We start from the raw sequence: 16789 nt of genomic DNA, 5'->3' as shown, positions 1-16789 counted from the left end.
CTCCGGCTCTGTCAGTTCCCCAGTCTCCCAGTCTAGTGTCTGGCTGAGCCATATCCGCGCCGGTAGCCATTCTTTGCTTCTCCGCTCTTTTCGCACCTTGTAAAAGCCGCATTGGGGCTCGTCTGACCTATGGTGATCGCCAGTTTCAATTGCGTTGCGCCACCATGCTAGTTGCTCTGCCAGTGGCGTTGGCCGTCTCATTTCCTGACCGGCTCTCTGACGATCGCGGCAATCTTCACCGCTAGGACTTCGGCTTCCTTCGGGCTCACCCGTTTCAGATTGCGAAACAGAAGCTCAATGTTCTGCGCCGTCTGATGAGACCCGCTGACACTTGCCGTCATAGCCATTACTTCACCTCACTCCTGCTCTTGACATGAGCACTGCAATTGCAATTGTGATCAGAATCACGAACGCTGTCGCCGCCATGTCGCCCCAACTCATTTTTGAAAACCCAACGCAACGCCAAAACGTAAACCGCAACTATCGGAACAGTGATCAGAACGGATGCCAGATCACCGGAGATTTGAACGCCAAAGGCGTCTATGGTGTTAGGCATCCCTGATAGCCTTCTCGAAGTCGCGAACGCCCTCGAAGACGCCTGAGTTTTTCAGATCAGCAATCAACTCGCGGCGCGCAATGTCTCTATCCTCGACAGCATCGTCATAGGCCTGCTTCGCCAAACCCAACGCGCCTTCGGTGTCCACGACGCGGTTGTTCGCGGAGATGAACCGAGCCTTCAGACGTTCGATTTTTTCGACCACTGGAAACGTCTCCACGTTGTCAGCCGGCTGCGTCCTCTCGGCATTGCGCATCGCGCGGCGAAGGTCGATATTCGCTTTGACGTTTTCAACAAACCCAGCCATCAGTCGTCCCTTTCGATCTGGTCTCTCACGAGCCGGCGGAACCCTAAAACGTCCATGGCCAGAGTTCGCATCCGTTTGAATACGGGGTCAGTTTCTTCTTTTTCCACGATGTCCTCCGGCGAGACTTCATCCGCCGCTATGGCGCGCTCCATGGCCTTGAAGGCGTTGATGAGGCTGCCGCTCAAGGCCGCTGCTCCTGCGATGGGCCTTGGTCGCGCTCTTGCCGGACATTCTCCCAACATTCCCGTTCATAGATTTCCATGGACGCATAGGCCTCTTTCAGAATGGCTTGCAGCGTATGGTCGGCATCGCGTGAGGCCGTATCGGGGAGTGTCCCGCTCCAAATGGCCTCGCGGATTTCTTCGGCCTTCTCGGCTACATTTTGCAGCCAGCCTGAAATATCGATGATGTCTTTCATGGCATCCTCATCTGATCGGGCCGGGGCGAGCTGCCCTCTGATTGCTCTAGCCCCGGCCCCTCACACGACAGCCCCCGCTGCCATGACTGAATTAAAGGCTTAGCCATCGCCATAGCCATAGCCAGCGCCATCGCCATCGCCAGCGCCATAGCCAGCGCCAGCGCCAGCGCCATCGCCATAGCCATAGCCATAGCCATAGCCAGCGCCATAGCCATAGCCATAGCCATAGCCATAGCCATAGCCAGCGCCATAGCCATAGCCATCGCCAGCGCCAGCGCCAGCGCCATCGCCATCGCCATCGCCATCGCCATCGCCATCGCCATCGCCATAGCCATAGCCATAGCCAGCGCCAGCGCCATCGCCATCGCCATCGCCATCGCCATCGCCATCGCCATAGCCATAGCCATAGCCAGCGCCAGCGCCAGCGCCAGCGCCAGCGCCATCGCCAGCGCCATAGCCATAGCCAGCGCCATAGCCAGCGCCATCGCCAGCGCCATAGCCATAGCCAGCGCCATAGCCATTATCCACGATAGACATTCGCGGCCTCCCAAAGCTCGACGGCGGCTGGGCTGACTTCGGCGACCGACGTAATTTTGCGAAGCTCGATTTCCTCGACGCGGGCACCAATGCGGGCGCCTTTCGCGGGACCCTCTGCGGCTAGACCGCCAAATCCGCCGTTTGTTGACGGCCAATAGATGCAGTTTCGAGCACGCTTCAGAATGATCGTGTCGCCCTTTGTGTCGGCGGCGTAGCCAAAAACACGCCGCGATATTCGGTTGTGACAAGCACTGGACGTTCGGTCATGGTTCCTCACCGCTGAATTGAAAGGAAAGCGGCGGGGAGTGACGCCCCACGGGAGTAGGTGTTTTAGACCCGCCGCTATCAGATGATCGGTGGAGGTTTGTTGCGTGGCCCCGTGTCGTCTGATGCACAGACCATAGCTACGCTTTGCCGTATCTGTCAATACCTTTTTTACGTCTTGGCGTAGGTTGTGAATAAGCAGTGTGCAAATGCCACAGGCGCCGATGCAACGCATCGTCGTAGCTTGACGCTGTACGTCAAAGCGTTTATGGTTGACGGTATGGACGAAATTACATTTCAGATCAGGCGGGTGCAGCGATTCGTCGACGGGCAGAGCGTCACGAAGACCAAGCTTGCCTTGACGGCGGGGCTTCCAATCACGACTCTGATCGGTATGGAAAGCCTCGATTGGAACCCGCGTTCGAGCACTCTGAGGGCTCTCGTGAGAGCTATCGACAAGCTCGAATCAGACGCCGCCAAAAAAAAGGCGCGTGATGAATTGAGGCTGCAGCAAGAGGCCGCCGCCTAGCGTTCCTGGTAGCGTCACAGCGTGTTTTCGCCGCCAGCGCATGACCGCCTGGCGACCGGGGTTCCTTGCAACCTTTGTCCTGAGGGGAAGCACGGACTCTTACGGCCACACCCTGCCCCGGTCGCCGCGCCGTACTGCGTGAACCTGCCCTTTGGGCGTTTCCTTCAACTTCCGGGGCATGGGGATGCCCCGGCTTTTTCAAAGGCGCGAGAGCGGTGCCACGCCTTTGAAAACGAAAACGCTCCCACCGGGGCACAGTGAGAGCGTTTCCAACACGGTTTGAGCTTGATCGGCTCTTGCAGACGCTACTGACCAGAACGCGAAACGGGTGTCGAGTACGCAACTCACAAATCAGGACGCCACGATGACCTGCATAGCAGACAGGTCCGGCAAAATTATGACGAGGACGGCATGACTCGCTGGTTCAGGTTCTATGACGAAGCGCTTGATGACCCCAAAGTTCAACGCCTCTCTCCGCAGCTTTTCAAGACGTGGGTGAACCTGCTTTGCCTCGCATCGAAGTCTGACGGAAAGTTGCCAAGCGACGATGACTTGGCGTTCCGGTTGCGCGTCTCAGTTCAGGACGCTGCCCAGCAAATTCAAGACCTGATCCTTACCGGCTTGATCGATATCGAGCCGAACGGTTCGCGCGTTCCGCATGGTTGGCAAGCCCGCCAATACGCCTCCGACAGCAGCGCAGAGCGCATGAGAAAGCACCGCAAAAACAAAAGCAAAAACAATGGTGACGTCACATGTGACGTCACAGTGACGCCGCAGATCAGAACAGAACAGAATAGAATAGAATCTATAGGTCTTCCATCTTCCACTTCTGCCGCGCGCGAAGTGGAAGACCAAAATGGTTTTAATAATTTTTTTGGGATGAAGGATGACCGGAAGAAAGAAAAGATCGTTCGCAGAGCCGAAGGGCTAGGTCTCAACGTCGAAGAATTGGCCGACGCTTGCAACAGGCACAAGCCGCGAAATCGCCCGGCTTACTTCACCTCGCTGTGCATTCAGCAGATCGCAAGGAAGCTGCCAGGGGCAAGTGAGGACCTGATCAGATCGGCCCTATGGGACAAGGGGGACGACGCCTATGCGGCACTGATCCAGCTCATGGTGGCGGCATGAGGCCACCGATCATCACCAACGTGGACCGCGAATGGGCCATGGCACAAATGCCCTCCTGGTGCCAGCGCGGCGATCTGGATGAGCTTTGTGGCGAAATCGTCGATGATGGCGGTTGGCTGGACCGTGAAGAGGTTTTCGACGGTGAGCGTCAGAAGCCAAATTGGTCAGCATTCGTTGCCGAAGAGATTGAAAAATTTGAGCAGCACTATGCCGGCGAACAGCGCTCTCCAGACGAGTGGTCTTCGATATGGCGGAAAGGATGGTGGCCAAAGGTGTCCCCCCGCAAACGGTTTCCGAAGTCAGCGCCGAAGGAATTTCATCCCTTTTACCGCAAAGGCACGCAAGGATTTGCCATCGCGCTTCGTCTTGCAACAGACGACGAGCGCCGCATGTGGGTCAGGTTCGGCGTGGCTCAGATAAAGCCCGATGATCCCCGCGTGAAGACGATTGAGAGCGCAATCAAACGTGAGGCAGCAGAATGACAACCGTCAACCTGTCCGATCTTGAAGCCGCTGTTCGCCTTGCCAAAGACCAGGGCAAAGCAAAAATCGAGCTGCATCTGTTCGTCGTTGCAAACCTCCTCGCTGAGTACCGAAGACTGACAGACGGCTCATCGCAGTTTGAAAAGGATGCCAGAGCGTTTTTGAGGAAGAAAAACCGGGACAGGATGGAGATCAGACCATGAAATTTTTGCTCATCATCTACCTCCTTTCCTCCGGCTACTACCAAGAGCGCCACGTCTCAGAAGAAAGCTGCGAGGATACCTTGAAACTTACGCACGTTCTCTATGGCAACGACCTTTGGTCAGGAACGTGCGTTGGTCCTGATGACGAGATCACCATGCAAATTTCAGCGGAAATCGACCCATGAGCGAACAGCGAGACATGAGCGGCGTGCTCTTCAAGAACGCCGATAAGAAACAGGACAACCATCCTGACTACGAAGGCCGCTGCACCATCCACGGCAAAGAGTTTTGGATGAAGGCGTGGATCAAGGACGGCGCGAAAGGCAAGTTCATGTCGTTCGCCTTCAAACCGAAAGAGGCCACCAATGGAAAGCAGCAGCCCAAGCAAGAAGCCTTCGGAGTCCCCGACGAAATTCCGTTCTGACCGGCTCTGTGTCGAGTGCAAGTTCTGTTCAGCCTTTGGGCGGTGTCAGAAGGCGCTAAGCGATCGGTACTCAGAAATCGTCATAGGCAAACAAGCGTGCAGGGATTTCAGATGAGCGATACCAAAGTCACTTCAATTTCAGGCAAGCGAGACAGCATAGCCGAGGGCTCAATCGTCAATCTCAAGACGGGCGGTCCTGACATGGTTGTGAAGGCCAGGACGGCAAATGATGCCTATGTCTGCTGGCACAACAACGAGGGCGACATGCTGAAGGATTGGGTTCCGATTGTTTGCCTGAAGGTGAAGGGATGACCGGCCACAAAATCCACGTCGGCAAGTCTTTCAAGGTCAAGGACGGGAAGCTGATCAAGGTCCATCAGTTTCGCGATGCGTCTCACGCCATAAGGGCAAAGACTTCGAAGAAGCAGAAGCCGATCAGGAGAACGCCTTGAGCTTCATCGCCATCACCGCGAAGCACTGCCACTTGAGAAAGGTTCGCCACCGGCTCCGCTGCAAGGGCTTCACCGCATATCTGCCAGCGATCGTCCACAAGCGCATCGTCAACAAAGGCGGCAAGCCCTGCCACAAGCGCCGCGTCGTGCCTCTGATGAGCTACATCCTGGTCCAGGTCCCTTCCCATGGCTTCGATACGTGGCTTCACGACGTGCTCGAAACCGACGATGTGCGCGGCTATCTGAAATCAGGGGACAAGCCCGCAACGGTCTCGCTTGGCACGCTGCTCAGCTTTAAGATCGACGTGGCAAAAATGGTGTTTGAGATGGAAGCCCAAAGGCACAAGATGAAACTGAAGCGCGGCGCGAAGTACGCCATTAAATCAGGCTCGCTCGCCGGCAAGGCTGGCACTGTGAAATGGATTAGAGGCAAGAAAGCCGGGCTCGAAGCGAAGTTGTTTGGGTCGGTTCGGGTGATCGAAGTGGCGGCGGATAATTTGGAAGCGGCGTGATGGGATGGAAAAGATCACAGATCACCATTGAGGAAGTGAACAGGATGGTCTCGTATTGCCCTGTGACAGGCAAGCTGTTCTGGAAAATCAACAAGCAGAACTCTGGTGGAATAGGCTCTGAGTGCGGTCGTACCAATAGCGCTGGCTACCGCCGCGTAGTACTTCACGGCTGTGAGCTTAAAGCACATCAGGTTGTCTGGATGCTTCACCACGGGGAATGGCCATCAGGGATTGTGGACCATGCAAACAGCAACAAATCTGACAACCGCATAGAGAATCTCAGGCTCGCGACCAAGGCGCAAAATGCTGCCAACCGGAAATCTAATAGCAACAATACGACCGGAGTTTCCGGAGTTACGTTCCACAAGCCGACTAGGAAGTGGGTTGCAAGGATTGGCTTAAACATGAAGCGCATCCACATTGGGAGTTTTGAAAAGAAAGATGATGCTGTGAAGGCGTACATGGCAGTGTCAGCGAATTATCGCGGGGAGTTCTGCCCAACGAATAAAGGGGGGATTTGACTCCCCCCTAAGACCGTTAGTGCGCGTGGTTCATGGAGATGGCAACATGCCGTCCTGTTCGAACTCTGGAAACAATTCCCAGCGACTGAGCTTTCGACACTCGGCGGCTAGCCTCTGCCTTTCCAACGCCCATCAGGTCCGCCAGTTCGTCGTTGGTAAGTTTCCGGCCGCTAGAAAGAGCGGCGCGGAGAGCTTTGAGTTCATAGTCATCGATGGGTCCGCCTTGGACAAGGTGAATACCACGGAAACTTTTTCCCCCGCCACCGGAGGAATTGTTTCTGGAGTCAGAGTTTCCAGCGGAAACTTCAGAAACAGTTGTTTCCTTATTCATGAAAGAGAAAGCAAACAAAGCCCAGATCGCAACCAGGAAACCCAACGGCTGGAATGCCGGGCGCCAGTTGCGAACCGTGTCAACTGCGAACACCCCGCCCGTCATGTCCGCGAAGCGCTGCGAGACGGGATCTGCAACTGGTGTCGGCGCCTGCGTCGAAAGCTCCGACAAAAGGCCATCGATGCGCGCCTGAATGCCGACCGCTGCCGACTGCCACGTTTTGCAGGTGGGGCCGCAACCGCCGCGACGGCTCTCGCCCTTCATGTTATTTTCGGCGTCTATCAGCCTCGCCCGCTCACGCACGAGTTCCGCCTCCAGCAATCGCCGTCCCTCGGTTTGGGACTGAGCGGCTGCGATCTTGGTATCGAGCTGCCCGCCGGTACGTTCGAGCACGCCGGAGAAGACGAAGCCAACAAGGAACAGGCAGGACAGCAGAATTGCAGTTCGGAGCCCATTGGAAGCGTCCTTGAGAACTAGGGGTAGGAAGGCGAGCGCCGCAGTGGCGGCCGGGATGACGGCGACTTGAGGCGTGAAGGTATAACCGGCGGCGTCCACAAGTAGCCAGGTCTCGACGGCCCAGAGAGCCAAGGCAAGTGCTAGTGCAACGATCTTTTTGATGGTAAGGTTCATGTGCAAGTCCTTTCGATCTTAGCGGGTTGGGTGGATTGGCAGATGAAGGGCCGGGGGCTGTTGAAGCAGCTTTCCCGGCCCGGTTTGTTTTCAGTCGTCGTAGGCCATCAGGATCAAAGCGGCGCCGATGGCGAGCGGGGTGAGATACGCAAGAAACACGATACCCAGATTGAAGTAGTTGGTCATGGCGTGTCTTTCTCCTAGCGGGTTGGAGCATACTTAACGTAGCACAGTGTAATACATCAGTCAACACCCCCCTTGACTTTTTTATGTGGTCTGTTGTATTACAGACGCATGGCAAACACACCCGTCACGTCGCTGCGTATCCCGGAAGACCTCAAGGAATGGGCGCGAAAGCAGGCCCAGACCGAAAACCGAAGCCTCGGCAACTGGATTGTGAGGCTGATACAAGACAGAAAAGCAGCGGAGAAAAAACGCAAATGACACCGGAATGGGCAGTCGGCGGAGATCCAATCGATTGCTATGTTCTTGATACTAAACAGCGCGTTATTGCGCTCCGCTCAGCCAGCAAGTCGTCCGCACCCATCGGCAGGGTGATGGAGAACTTATGTGCAGAACTCTTTGGACGCGGCATGTCACCTAAATAGCATCTAAAAAGATGCTTGATAAGCTCCGCAAATCACTGCACGTTACCTGCACATGAAAAAGGGGCTGGACCTTTCGGCCCAACCCCTCCCGTCAAGTAGCTCACTTCTTCAGATCACTTCCTGATCGTCTCGACCGTCGTCGTGCTAGGACGACGGATCGCGACATCGACCGGGATGAACTGCCCATTACGGGCATCACGGCCGATCTTCTGCGTCTTAGGCATGGGATTTCTCCATTTGCCAAGCAGGGGTCGAAGCCACCCTCTCCGAGAACAACACCACGTTGCCCCGCCGTTTCAGGGTCGCCGTGTGCTTCGGATCGCAAATGCAAGAATAGACGATTCGTGGTCCGAGTGGTGTGGCCGGTCAAGCGCGGCCACGGCGCTTTCTCGCTCTTTCCTCAACCGCCGCATCAGGCCCGATCAGTCGTTCGATAGGTCAACCGCTTGCCTTGGGCGCCCTTGACCATTTTGGCGGCCCGGCTTTCGTCGTCAACGCCGATGGCAACCCGGTTGTTGTAGCGAAAATCGAACTCCGCCAGATAGCGGTGCAGGTGCTTTGCTCGGGAAGAAATCGCCGCCGCCTTGGCGTCGTTGCCAAAGAATCACACCGAACCAAACGATAGTCCCAAGTAATTGACCGCAAGGCGCAAATCAGATAGCGCCGATACCAATAGTACACGGCTAAGGCACAGAGTTTGCCCTAAGGGACAGCGCAGCTAGTTATGATGCAGGCGCGTCCCGCCTCAACTCGATTTCACGTCGAGTGTAGGCGTGTGCCCGCAATTCCAATCCCCAAGCTGCCGATTGACCTAGGACCGTGGCGCGACACATGAGCCGCCAGGCCAACCATCCGCACACATTGGCAGCTTGGGGCCCTGCTTAGCACATCTGCTCTGAACGGAGCCTGAATGAACCTCAATCCTGATCAGATCATTGGCCAGCTTCGCCCGCTGCTACAACTCGCGGCCCTGGTTCTCATCGTCATCGCGCTCAGCAAATTCGCCGGGTTTAATATCCCGCTTTCCGGCGCCTGGTGGGAATACGGCTTCGCCGGCTTCCTCGCAAAGAACATCTGACCCGCATCCTCAACCCTCGGAGGACTCCCATGGAAGATACCGCAAGCAACGGAATTTCCGGCGCCCTTGGCCGCCTCGGCCGCCGCGCCGCCGGCGCCGTATCCAACCCCGAACGTTGGGCTCTCCAGCTCGTCCTGTTTGCCGGCGTCATCACCATCCTCAAGAAAAACGCCACCCCCGATCTGTGGGCCTATGCCATGTGGTTCGGCGTGGCCCTCGGCATTGCCGCCCTGCTTTACGAAATGACCGCTTCGCGTGGCTTGATCCGGGCCTATTGGGAGGGCCGCGCCGGAGCGATGCTGTGGTGCGCCGTGATCTGGGCCGTCGCGTTCGGCTTCTCGATCAACAACTGGATGGGCGCCGCGGCTGAGAACCAAGCCGAAAAGACCAACGTCCACAAGACTGCCTTCCTGCAGTCCGACAGCGTGCAGAAGTCGGTTAAGGACCTGGAACGGCAGCTCGCCCGCTTGGAAGCCAAGCACGATTGGTCCAAGAATGTGGACGCCCCGGAGGCCTATGACGATCGTATCAAGGCAGCCGAAGCCGATGCAACCTATGAAGCGACCCGCAACGGCTGCAAGTCAAAGTGCATCAAGAAACAGCAGCTTGCCGCCAGCCTCAAGGCTGAACGCGCGATCGCCATTGACCGCGCCACCACGGCCGAAGAGATCAACGGCGTCAAGGCCAAGCTGGAAGAGGCCCGCAAGGTTGCCTCTAGCACCAAGGTTGAGACATCGGAAGCCCGCAATGATCTCCTGATCCTGACCAAATACGCCGGTATGACCGAAGAATCTGCGCAGATTTTCAACGGCCTGTTCTCGATCATCGTTGTGTCGATTCTGCTCAGCTTCGGATCGATGCACGCCGAGCTTGAAGAGCTTCGCAAGCATGGCCCCCGCAAGCCGTTCGGCATCCTGACCAACCTTTGGCGCAAGTTCTATCGGGTCTGGAAGGGCACCGGACCCCCCGGCGTCAAGATCATCGAAAACACCACGATTGAATACAAGACGGATCGCCCCCTTGCCGCTGGCTTCGCTGGCGTTGGCCGCAAGTATGGGGTCGTCTGAGGCATGTCAAAGGGCGACACATTCGAAAACGACTGGCTGAAACTTATTTTCCAGGGAACAGCCATCGCCAACATTGCCGACAACGCCGCTGCGTCGCCGCTGACAAGCCTCTATGTGTCGCTTCACACGGCAGATCCAGGTGAGGCCGGATCGCAGACCACAAACGAAACGACATATACAAGCTACGCCCGTGTCGCTGTTGCCAGGACTGCCGGCGGCTGGACAGTCACAGGAAATAGCGTTTCTCCGGTTGCGACCATAAATTTCCCAGCCTGCACCGGGGGTACAGCAACGATCACTCATGCCGCAGTCGGGACGGCCGCGAGCGGCGCCGGCAAGCTGCTCTATTCTGGTGCCTTGAGCCCGAATATTGCGGTATCGACCGGCGTCACGCCGCAAATCGCAACGACTTCAACGATCACTGAAGACTGATGGCTCTTGTCGCCTTTGACCGGGTTTTAGACCTTACGACAGCGACGGGAACGGGGCCTTACACCGTTGCCGGTTCGGCAATTTCTGACAGCTCTGGCTATTACCGGCCATTCAACACCGTATGTGCGGTTGCCGACACGTTCTACGGTTACATGTACAACGACGGCGCCAACGAGTGGCAGTCTGGTCTGTTCACCTATTCCGCCGCTGATCAGATCACGCTCACCACGCTTAGCCAATCGAGCACGGGAAGCGCTGTTTCGTTCACGGCGGGCACCAAATACATTGCCCTAGGCCCCATTGCGTCGTTCGTCCCGTCGCTTGCGAAGCCTTTATCGCAATTTCCGGCCACGTCGAGCGCCGAACTTCGCAGCGTGCTCTCAGATGAAACTGGAACCGGGCTTGCTTACTTTCAGGGCGGTGATCTTGGCACACCATCGGCCGGTGTGCTGACCAACGCCACGGGGCTTCCGGTCGGGACGGGCATTTCCGGTCTCGGAACGGGCGTCGCCACGTTTCTAGCAACGCCATCCAGTGCCAACCTGAGCGCGGCCCTGACAGACGAAACCGGGTTCCAGACCGGCGCCAAGGCGATGTTCTCCGCCGGGCCTACACTTGATGCGGGAACCACGGCTGTCCCGGCACTCAATTTCACGAGCGGCACGAACTTGACGACGGCCACTGCGGGGGCCTGGGAGTATAACGGCACAACGCCGTTTTTTACACCGAGCGGGACGCAGCGCGGCCTTGTCCCGGCGGTGCAGTTCTTCCGCTTGAACGCCAGCCTCGCCGGAACCAACGGCACGGGCACGCAGAACGTGTTCGGCAAGAGCGCTACGGTCTCGGGTTCGACGGTTTACAGATTCAATGCGCTCATCACTCTGAACAAAACGGCAGGCACAACCTCGCACACGCTCACATTCTCGATTGGTGGGTCCGCGGTCTTCAATACCAGCAACTGGGGTGGAATTATCACTTCCAACGCCAGCGCTCTGCCGACCGCATTGGCCTTGGTCGGTAGGTCGACATCGAGCTCACTGACTGCGACTGCGGCGATTACAACCGCAACGTGGAACATCACGCTACAGGTATCCGGCACCATCAGCGTCGCGACGGGTGGAACATTCAATCTCAACTACGCGCTCTCCGCGGCGCCGGGCGGAGCCTACTCGACAATTCTCGGTAGCTGCATCGAGCTTTGGCCTGTCGGTGCGCCGGGCGCCGATATCAACGTGGGGACATGGGCCTGATGGCACTTCTGATTGAAAAGCAGACACCCTTCGGCATTCCGGCGACCTATTGGCGGATCATCTCGGCTCAGATCGATTTTGGCCGCAACGACATGAAGGTGTTCATGGCCGGATATGCCAGTGAGGTCGCCCGTGAATCTGGCGCTGTTCCGATTACGCAAGAGCAGATCAGTTTCGACATTGCCAGCCTCGGGCCCGATCAGGTGCGCGGCGTTGTCTATGACGTTGTGAAACAGTTGGAAGAGTGGTCGGGAGCATCTGACGCCTGATGTTCGCGGCCCGGCCGTTTGCATCGCAGCCCTACAGCTCGCGGCGTGTAGCGGCCAGCGTTAATCCGTCTTTCCTCGGGGTCACGGGAACCGGCGTCGCAACTTTTGTCGGCGCGGCATTGTTCAACGCCGCCCTGTCGAGTTCGGGCGCTTCTGCCGCAAATCTGGTAGGGCGTTCTCAAGCCCTTTCCGTAGTCTCAACGGCTGGTGTCGGCTCTTTCACTGCGGTTGGATCGGCGCGGTTTACCAGCACGCTCACAGCAAGCGGGACCGGGACATTCACGGGTACGGCGTCAGCTCTTTCTCGGGCGGCACTGACAGCGGCCGGGACAAGCACCAGCTCTTTGGACGCTGCGTCCCTCTTCACGGCAGACCTAACATCCGCTGGCCTGGCATCCGCATCGTTCGATGCGACAGCGCTGAGCACCTCTGTCTTAAGGTCCGAAGGGGTAGGAACAGCAACATTTTATGGCGGCACCTACAGGGCTACATACCTTTCAAGCGGTTCGGTATCTGGCGGAGCGAACCTCTCGGGAACGTTATCCGCCTCAGCCCTTGGAACGGGGAGCACAACCGGGGTTAGTGTCATCTTGGGAAGCTCATCCATGTCCAAGATGCTTCGCGGCTCATCCGGCAGCGCGTCCAGTAAGATAACAGGAACGACAAAGCCATGATAACGCCGGGCATCAACAGAATAGGGACGACGCTCAGGCTTAACGTCGTGTTCCAGGATTCGGCCGGCGCCAACATTGACCCTGAAAGCGTCGTTGCACAGACCTGCAATCCATCAGGTGGAACGCTAACCTACACCTACGGATCAAGCGACGAACTTGGAACGACCGGAACTGGCCAATATTACCTGGATATGACGCCAACAGAGGGCGGGCGCTGGTTTATCAGGTGGCTCGGGACAAGCCTAGCAAATACCGTCGCCATTGAAGACGATTTCATCGTCCAGACATCGCCGTTCGTGGCCTCAGCACTAGGGGATTATGCGTGACGCCGACAACGAAAGGAAGCGGAGCAGCGCTGCTAACAGCAATGGATCAGCAACTCTCAGCTAAGAAAAAAGTCGGAAAGCCTTTCGAGAAGGGCAAAAGCGGAAATCCATCAGGACGGCCCAAAGTCGTTCAGGAAATTCGAACGATGGCGCGCACCCACGGTGCCGAAGCGTTCAAGCGCGTTCTGGAATTGATGCGCAGCGAGGACGAGCGCGTGTCGTTCTCAGCAGCCCAGGAAGTTCTGAACCGGGGTTACGGGAAGCCAACTCAAAATCTAGACGTTACCGTCGAGAAGAGGGATGTTGCAGACCTTAGCGACGACGAACTTGTTTCCATCCTCACAGGAGGCGGCTCAGGAGCTTCTGACGAGGAGGAAGGCGAGACGGTCACTCATTGACTTCACATGCTACACGAACAAGGCCTATCAGCCTGCGGCGCATCACAGACTGATTGCTGAAAAGCTGGAGGCCGTCGAACGCGGGGAAATCGATCGGCTGATGATCAACATGCCGCCGCGGCATGGAAAGTCTGAGCTGGGCTCGCGCCGGTTTCCGGCTTGGTTTCTCGGGAGAAACCCTGCGGCAACGATCATGAGTGCGTCCTACAACCTCGACAAGGCCGAAGAGTTCGGCGGCGAGGTGCGTGACATCGTTCGGGGGCATCACTACCGAAACCTATTCCCCGAAGTGCAGCTCAAGGAGGACACGCGTGCCAAGGGGTTCTGGCGAACCGAGCAAGGCGGGTTCTACATCTCGGCGGGTGTGGGCACGGCACTAACCGGGCGCGGCACTGTTGGCCCCATCGTTCTGATTGATGACCCGTTGAAGGATAGAGCCGAAGCCGACAGCGAGCGGCACCGCGAGAACGTCAAGCAATGGTATTCGTCAGTTATTCTGTCCCGCTTTCCCAAGGCGGTTATTGTCGTCCAGACCCGCTGGCACGAAGACGATCTGACCGGCTGGCTCCAATCCGAACAGGCCCGCGGCGGTGACGAGTGGACAATTCTCGAACTCCCCGCGATCAGCCCAAGCGGCGAGGCGCTATGGCCTGATTTCTACCCTATCGAGGCGCTGGAGCGCGTGAGGCGTGCCACGCTTCCTCGCGACTGGTCGGCGCTCTATCAGCAGCGGCCGGCACCCGATGAGGGTGTTTACTTCAAGCGGGACTGGTTCCGCTGGTTTCAGGAGCGCCCGAATCATCTCAGGGTCTACGGTGCGTCCGACTATGCCGTCACGGATGGCGACGGAGATTGGACGGTGCACGTCATCATCGGTGTGGACCCTGACGACAACATCTATGTACTCGATCTGTGGCGCGGGCAGACGACATCCGATCAGTGGGTCCAGGCCGTCATTGACATGATGCGAGACCACAAGCCGCTGATGTGGGTCGAGGAACAGGGCCAGATCATCAAGTCGATCGGTCCATTCCTTGAAAAGCGCATGAGGGAAGAGCGGGTCTATTGCCGGCGCGAGCAGGTGTCGAGCGCAGCCGACAAGCCAACCCGAAGCCGGTCAATTCAGGCCAGAACGTCAATGGGCAAGGTCTATCTGCCCGAGAAAGCCGATTGGGTGAACGACTTCGTGCAAGAGCTTCTGACATTCCCGGCCGGCCGGCACGATGACCAGGTTGACGCCTTCGGACTCATTGGCCGGATGCTGGACGAGCTGGTGAAGGGTGTGGCGCCGAAGCCCAAAGGCCTGTTGCGGCCACGCAGCGATTACAGATCATCTCAGACGGAGGAACAATCTTGGAGAGCGTAGGAGCTACAACCGCCGCGCCTCCCGATATGAGGCTTGCCGACAAGCGCCGGAAATTCCGTGCCTTCGAGACCAATAAGCAGGCCGAACAGACTGAGGCCCAGGAAGGCCGGCGCTATTATCACGGCAAGCAATGGACCGAAGCCGAGAAGGCCCGCCTGACCAAGCGCCGGCAACCTATCGTCACGGATAATAGGATTTCGCGGAAGGTCGATTTTCTTGTCGGCATTGAGCAGCGGATGCGGCGCGATCCGAAGTGCTATGGCCGAACGCCCCAGCACGACCAGCAGGCCGATCTGGCCACAGCCTCGGTGCGGTTTGTCTGCGACCTCAACCGATGGGAAAACATCGGCTCGAACGGCGCCCACGACGGCATGGTGTCGGGCTACGGCGTGGCATGGGTTGGAGTTGAAACCAAGCGCGGTCAACCTGAAGTCTCGCTCAAGGCCATAGACCCTGACCGTTTTTTCTATGATCCTCGCTCGACAAAGGCAGATTTCTCTGATGCCCGGTATATGGGCATTCACCTTTGGGTGGACATTGATGAGGCAGAGGAGATTTGGCCGGACAAGGCGAAGATGCTGCGAGATCTGGTCAACACGGACGGCGATCTGACCGCCTTCAAGGCGGAAGAGGACCGCGCGACGCAATGGGCTGATTTTGAACATTGCCGGGTTCGGGTTGTGGAATTTTGGGAGAAGAGGCGTGGGCAGTGGGAATACGTGAAGTTCTGCGGTGACATCGTGCTCGAAGGCGGGCCCTCGCCGTTCAAGGACGAAAACGGGGAGCCGGATTGTCCCTATGTGGCATGGAGCCCGTATATCGATGAGAAGGGCGTCCGCTACGGCCTCGTTCGCAACATGAAGCCGATGCAGGATGAGATCAATCATCGCCGGTCCAAGTTCCTGTATCTGCTCAATTCGCAGAAGCTTTTCGTCCGGCGCGGGTCTGTTGATGACATCGATGAGCTGAAATCAGAGGTCGCCAAGCCCGACGCCGTGATCGAGCATGATGGCGAATGGGGCAAGGATACCGGCATTATCGATGGCTCCAAGGAGCTGCAAGGCCAGGCCGAATTGCTGGAGCAGGCCCAATCTGCGCTAGAGAATTTGGGTCCGAACCCTGGCCTTGTCGGTAAGGGCGGTGGGGTTGCCGATCAGTCTGGACGTGCGATTCTTGCCCAGCGCGATAGCGGCATGACGGAGTTGTCGCCAGTCTTCGAACGGCTTCGGGACTGGAAATTGAGAGTTTACCGCAAGATTTGGGGCCGTATCCGTCAGGCCTGGACGGGCGAGCGTTGGGTGCGCGTGACGGATGACCCGCGCTCGGCGCAATTCGTTGGTGTCAATACTTATGATCTGGACCCGAACACAGGCGAGTTCGTCGTTGCAAATACCATCGCCGAACTCGACGTTGATCTTATCCTTGAGGAAGGCCCCGACACCCTCACGATGTCGGAAGAGCTTCTGCAACGTCTTTCGGAAATCGCACAGGCTCCGCCGCAGATGTGGGCCATGATGATTGAGCTATCGAACGTGCCGAACAAGGAACGGTTGCTTGAAATGGTGCAGCAGGCTTTGGCGCCTCCGCCGATGCCGGCACCTCCGGCGCCGGACCCGATGCAGCAGGCTTTGGCACAAATCCAGGTGGAAGGCGCTGCGGCCGACGTGGACCACAAGAAGGCACAGACCGCCAAGGCCTATTCAGATGTCGAGACAAACCGCGCCAATGCCGCGGCGAAGCTCATTCAGGCTGAGATGCAACGTAATCAGCCAAGGCCGGCCGGTGCGTCTTACGCTCTCGTGTGAGATCGAACAGCCTGACGTGTTCAAGGGTTCCCCAAAGGGAAAAGATCAGAATTTCGCCCGTGTCTTCATCGGTGACGGTGTAGACGCCGGGCATGTACCGGGTTCGCAGGTTCATACGCAACTCGCACCAAAGCGTGGCTTCGCCGGCCTAAGCGGCGTTCCGGGTCATCAGCCCGTTATCTGATGTTCTAGCGCATCGCCGTGGCGACACAACGGCGTTTC

Annotated in this window: 25 protein-coding genes and 1 pseudogene; 19 read left to right on the top strand and 7 right to left on the bottom strand. The window is 57.6% G+C overall.

Features of this window, described 5'->3' with window-relative positions:
• Nucleotides 1-197: 197 nt before the first annotated feature.
• The 5 genes from IPM06_18195 to IPM06_18175 all read right to left on the bottom strand — a co-directional run bounded on the left by IPM06_18195 (nt 198) and on the right by IPM06_18175 (nt 1818).
• Nucleotides 198-347 (bottom strand): hypothetical protein, encoded by a 150-nt coding sequence (locus IPM06_18195; GenBank protein ID MBK8772333.1) that lies wholly within the window; start codon nt 345-347, stop codon nt 198-200.
• Between the two features lie 201 nt (nt 348-548).
• Nucleotides 549-863 carry a hypothetical protein gene (locus IPM06_18190; GenBank protein MBK8772332.1) on the bottom strand — a complete coding sequence of 105 codons (315 nt, stop codon included), beginning with the start codon at nt 861-863 and terminating at the stop codon, nt 549-551.
• Nucleotides 863-1048 carry a hypothetical protein gene (locus IPM06_18185; GenBank protein ID MBK8772331.1) on the bottom strand — a complete coding sequence of 62 codons (186 nt, stop codon included), beginning with the start codon at nt 1046-1048 and terminating at the stop codon, nt 863-865. The genes IPM06_18190 and IPM06_18185 overlap by 1 nt, the downstream gene beginning before the upstream one ends.
• Nucleotides 1045-1281: a hypothetical protein gene (locus tag IPM06_18180; GenBank protein MBK8772330.1), complete on the bottom strand. Its 237-nt coding sequence runs from the start codon at nt 1279-1281 to the stop codon at nt 1045-1047. Before IPM06_18180 ends, IPM06_18185 begins: the two co-directional genes overlap by 4 nt.
• Before the next feature lie 99 nt (nt 1282-1380).
• Nucleotides 1381-1818 (bottom strand): hypothetical protein, encoded by a 438-nt coding sequence (locus IPM06_18175; GenBank protein ID MBK8772329.1) that lies wholly within the window; start codon nt 1816-1818, stop codon nt 1381-1383.
• Between the two features lie 508 nt (nt 1819-2326).
• On the opposite strand from IPM06_18175, the gene IPM06_18170 reads away from it, so the two are divergent.
• From IPM06_18170 to IPM06_18125, 10 genes are all read left to right on the top strand, one after another.
• Nucleotides 2327-2611, top strand: a complete 285-nt coding sequence (locus IPM06_18170) for a hypothetical protein (GenBank protein ID MBK8772328.1) — start codon at nt 2327-2329, stop codon at nt 2609-2611.
• Nucleotides 2612-3022: 411 nt separating this feature from the next.
• Nucleotides 3023-3739 carry a hypothetical protein gene (locus tag IPM06_18165; GenBank protein ID MBK8772327.1) on the top strand — a complete coding sequence of 239 codons (717 nt, stop codon included), beginning with the start codon at nt 3023-3025 and terminating at the stop codon, nt 3737-3739.
• Entirely contained in the window at nt 3736-4221 is a 486-nt protein-coding gene (locus IPM06_18160; protein MBK8772326.1) for a hypothetical protein, read from the top strand. The genes IPM06_18165 and IPM06_18160 overlap by 4 nt, the downstream gene beginning before the upstream one ends.
• Entirely contained in the window at nt 4218-4424 is a 207-nt protein-coding gene (locus IPM06_18155) for a hypothetical protein (GenBank protein MBK8772325.1), read from the top strand. Before IPM06_18160 ends, IPM06_18155 begins: the two co-directional genes overlap by 4 nt.
• Nucleotides 4421-4609: a hypothetical protein gene (locus IPM06_18150; GenBank protein MBK8772324.1), complete on the top strand. Its 189-nt coding sequence runs from the start codon at nt 4421-4423 to the stop codon at nt 4607-4609. The genes IPM06_18155 and IPM06_18150 overlap by 4 nt, the downstream gene beginning before the upstream one ends.
• Before the next feature lie 14 nt (nt 4610-4623).
• Entirely contained in the window at nt 4624-4848 is a 225-nt protein-coding gene (locus IPM06_18145; GenBank protein ID MBK8772323.1) for a hypothetical protein, read from the top strand.
• A gap of 111 nt (nt 4849-4959) precedes the next feature.
• Nucleotides 4960-5160: a DUF2158 domain-containing protein gene (locus IPM06_18140; protein ID MBK8772322.1), complete on the top strand. Its 201-nt coding sequence runs from the start codon at nt 4960-4962 to the stop codon at nt 5158-5160.
• Nucleotides 5157-5300, top strand: a complete 144-nt coding sequence (locus tag IPM06_18135; GenBank protein ID MBK8772321.1) for a hypothetical protein — start codon at nt 5157-5159, stop codon at nt 5298-5300. Before IPM06_18140 ends, IPM06_18135 begins: the two co-directional genes overlap by 4 nt.
• A complete protein-coding gene (locus tag IPM06_18130; GenBank protein ID MBK8772320.1) occupies nt 5297-5812 on the top strand; it encodes a hypothetical protein in 516 nt (171 codons plus the stop codon). The genes IPM06_18135 and IPM06_18130 overlap by 4 nt, the downstream gene beginning before the upstream one ends.
• The gene (locus IPM06_18125) at nt 5812-6333 is read left to right on the top strand and encodes an HNH endonuclease (protein MBK8772319.1); all 522 of its coding nucleotides are present in this window, start codon (nt 5812-5814) and stop codon (nt 6331-6333) included. Before IPM06_18130 ends, IPM06_18125 begins: the two co-directional genes overlap by 1 nt.
• Nucleotides 6334-6349: 16 nt before the next feature.
• Here IPM06_18125 and IPM06_18120 read toward each other — a convergent pair whose 3' ends face one another.
• Complete coding sequence (locus IPM06_18120) at nt 6350-7294, bottom strand: hypothetical protein (GenBank protein MBK8772318.1); 945 nt, start codon at nt 7292-7294, stop codon at nt 6350-6352.
• Between the two features lie 1020 nt (nt 7295-8314).
• Nucleotides 8315-8461, bottom strand: a pseudogene (locus IPM06_18115) (IS1595 family transposase).
• Nucleotides 8462-8812: 351 nt separating this feature from the next.
• On the opposite strand from IPM06_18115, the gene IPM06_18110 reads away from it, so the two are divergent.
• From IPM06_18110 to IPM06_18070, 9 genes are all read left to right on the top strand, one after another.
• On the top strand, nt 8813-8980 hold the full coding sequence (locus IPM06_18110) for a hypothetical protein (protein ID MBK8772317.1): 168 nt from the start codon (nt 8813-8815) through the stop codon (nt 8978-8980).
• 29 nt (nt 8981-9009) lie between these two features.
• On the top strand, nt 9010-10047 hold the full coding sequence (locus IPM06_18105; protein ID MBK8772316.1) for a hypothetical protein: 1038 nt from the start codon (nt 9010-9012) through the stop codon (nt 10045-10047).
• Between the two features lie 3 nt (nt 10048-10050).
• Nucleotides 10051-10479, top strand: coding sequence for a hypothetical protein (locus IPM06_18100; protein ID MBK8772315.1), 429 nt, complete (start codon nt 10051-10053; stop codon nt 10477-10479).
• Complete coding sequence (locus tag IPM06_18095; protein MBK8772314.1) at nt 10479-11729, top strand: hypothetical protein; 1251 nt, start codon at nt 10479-10481, stop codon at nt 11727-11729. Before IPM06_18100 ends, IPM06_18095 begins: the two co-directional genes overlap by 1 nt.
• On the top strand, nt 11729-11998 hold the full coding sequence (locus tag IPM06_18090; protein ID MBK8772313.1) for a hypothetical protein: 270 nt from the start codon (nt 11729-11731) through the stop codon (nt 11996-11998). The genes IPM06_18095 and IPM06_18090 overlap by 1 nt, the downstream gene beginning before the upstream one ends.
• A 670-nt stretch (nt 11999-12668) precedes the next feature.
• Nucleotides 12669-12998: a hypothetical protein gene (locus IPM06_18085; GenBank protein ID MBK8772312.1), complete on the top strand. Its 330-nt coding sequence runs from the start codon at nt 12669-12671 to the stop codon at nt 12996-12998.
• A complete protein-coding gene (locus tag IPM06_18080; GenBank protein MBK8772311.1) occupies nt 12995-13396 on the top strand; it encodes a hypothetical protein in 402 nt (133 codons plus the stop codon). Before IPM06_18085 ends, IPM06_18080 begins: the two co-directional genes overlap by 4 nt.
• Nucleotides 13397-13496: 100 nt before the next feature.
• Nucleotides 13497-14762: a phage terminase large subunit gene (terL, locus tag IPM06_18075; GenBank protein ID MBK8772310.1), complete on the top strand. Its 1266-nt coding sequence runs from the start codon at nt 13497-13499 to the stop codon at nt 14760-14762.
• 26 nt (nt 14763-14788) lie between these two features.
• Nucleotides 14789-16567, top strand: a complete 1779-nt coding sequence (locus IPM06_18070) for a hypothetical protein (GenBank protein ID MBK8772309.1) — start codon at nt 14789-14791, stop codon at nt 16565-16567.
• Nucleotides 16568-16789 lie beyond the last annotated feature (222 nt).

The sequence above is a fragment of the Hyphomicrobiales bacterium genome (assembly GCA_016710435.1).
Lineage (GTDB): Bacteria > Pseudomonadota > Alphaproteobacteria > Rhizobiales > Aestuariivirgaceae > Aestuariivirga.
The sequence above is the reverse complement of the archived record's forward strand: the minus strand, read 5'-3'. Positions and strand labels throughout refer to the sequence as shown.

Coding starts and splice junctions, on each gene's coding strand:
- IPM06_18110 (MBK8772317.1), top strand. CDS start 8,813: ATGAACCTCAATCCTGATCAGATCATTGGCCAGCTTCGCCCGCTGCTA.
- IPM06_18160 (MBK8772326.1), top strand. CDS start 3,736: ATGAGGCCACCGATCATCACCAACGTGGACCGCGAATGGGCCATGGCA.
- IPM06_18120 (MBK8772318.1), bottom strand. CDS start 7,294: ATGAACCTTACCATCAAAAAGATCGTTGCACTAGCACTTGCCTTGGCT.
- IPM06_18100 (MBK8772315.1), top strand. CDS start 10,051: ATGTCAAAGGGCGACACATTCGAAAACGACTGGCTGAAACTTATTTTC.
- IPM06_18070 (MBK8772309.1), top strand. CDS start 14,789: ATGAGGCTTGCCGACAAGCGCCGGAAATTCCGTGCCTTCGAGACCAAT.
- IPM06_18095 (MBK8772314.1), top strand. CDS start 10,479: ATGGCTCTTGTCGCCTTTGACCGGGTTTTAGACCTTACGACAGCGACG.
- IPM06_18085 (MBK8772312.1), top strand. CDS start 12,669: ATGATAACGCCGGGCATCAACAGAATAGGGACGACGCTCAGGCTTAAC.
- IPM06_18105 (MBK8772316.1), top strand. CDS start 9,010: ATGGAAGATACCGCAAGCAACGGAATTTCCGGCGCCCTTGGCCGCCTC.
- IPM06_18125 (MBK8772319.1), top strand. CDS start 5,812: ATGGGATGGAAAAGATCACAGATCACCATTGAGGAAGTGAACAGGATG.
- IPM06_18140 (MBK8772322.1), top strand. CDS start 4,960: ATGAGCGATACCAAAGTCACTTCAATTTCAGGCAAGCGAGACAGCATA.
- IPM06_18145 (MBK8772323.1), top strand. CDS start 4,624: ATGAGCGGCGTGCTCTTCAAGAACGCCGATAAGAAACAGGACAACCAT.
- IPM06_18195 (MBK8772333.1), bottom strand. CDS start 347: ATGGCTATGACGGCAAGTGTCAGCGGGTCTCATCAGACGGCGCAGAAC.
- IPM06_18190 (MBK8772332.1), bottom strand. CDS start 863: ATGGCTGGGTTTGTTGAAAACGTCAAAGCGAATATCGACCTTCGCCGC.
- IPM06_18090 (MBK8772313.1), top strand. CDS start 11,729: ATGGCACTTCTGATTGAAAAGCAGACACCCTTCGGCATTCCGGCGACC.
- IPM06_18135 (MBK8772321.1), top strand. CDS start 5,157: ATGACCGGCCACAAAATCCACGTCGGCAAGTCTTTCAAGGTCAAGGAC.
- IPM06_18175 (MBK8772329.1), bottom strand. CDS start 1,818: ATGTCTATCGTGGATAATGGCTATGGCGCTGGCTATGGCTATGGCGCT.
- IPM06_18180 (MBK8772330.1), bottom strand. CDS start 1,281: ATGAAAGACATCATCGATATTTCAGGCTGGCTGCAAAATGTAGCCGAG.
- IPM06_18150 (MBK8772324.1), top strand. CDS start 4,421: ATGAAATTTTTGCTCATCATCTACCTCCTTTCCTCCGGCTACTACCAA.
- IPM06_18165 (MBK8772327.1), top strand. CDS start 3,023: ATGACTCGCTGGTTCAGGTTCTATGACGAAGCGCTTGATGACCCCAAA.
- terL (MBK8772310.1), top strand. CDS start 13,497: ATGATCAACATGCCGCCGCGGCATGGAAAGTCTGAGCTGGGCTCGCGC.
- IPM06_18155 (MBK8772325.1), top strand. CDS start 4,218: ATGACAACCGTCAACCTGTCCGATCTTGAAGCCGCTGTTCGCCTTGCC.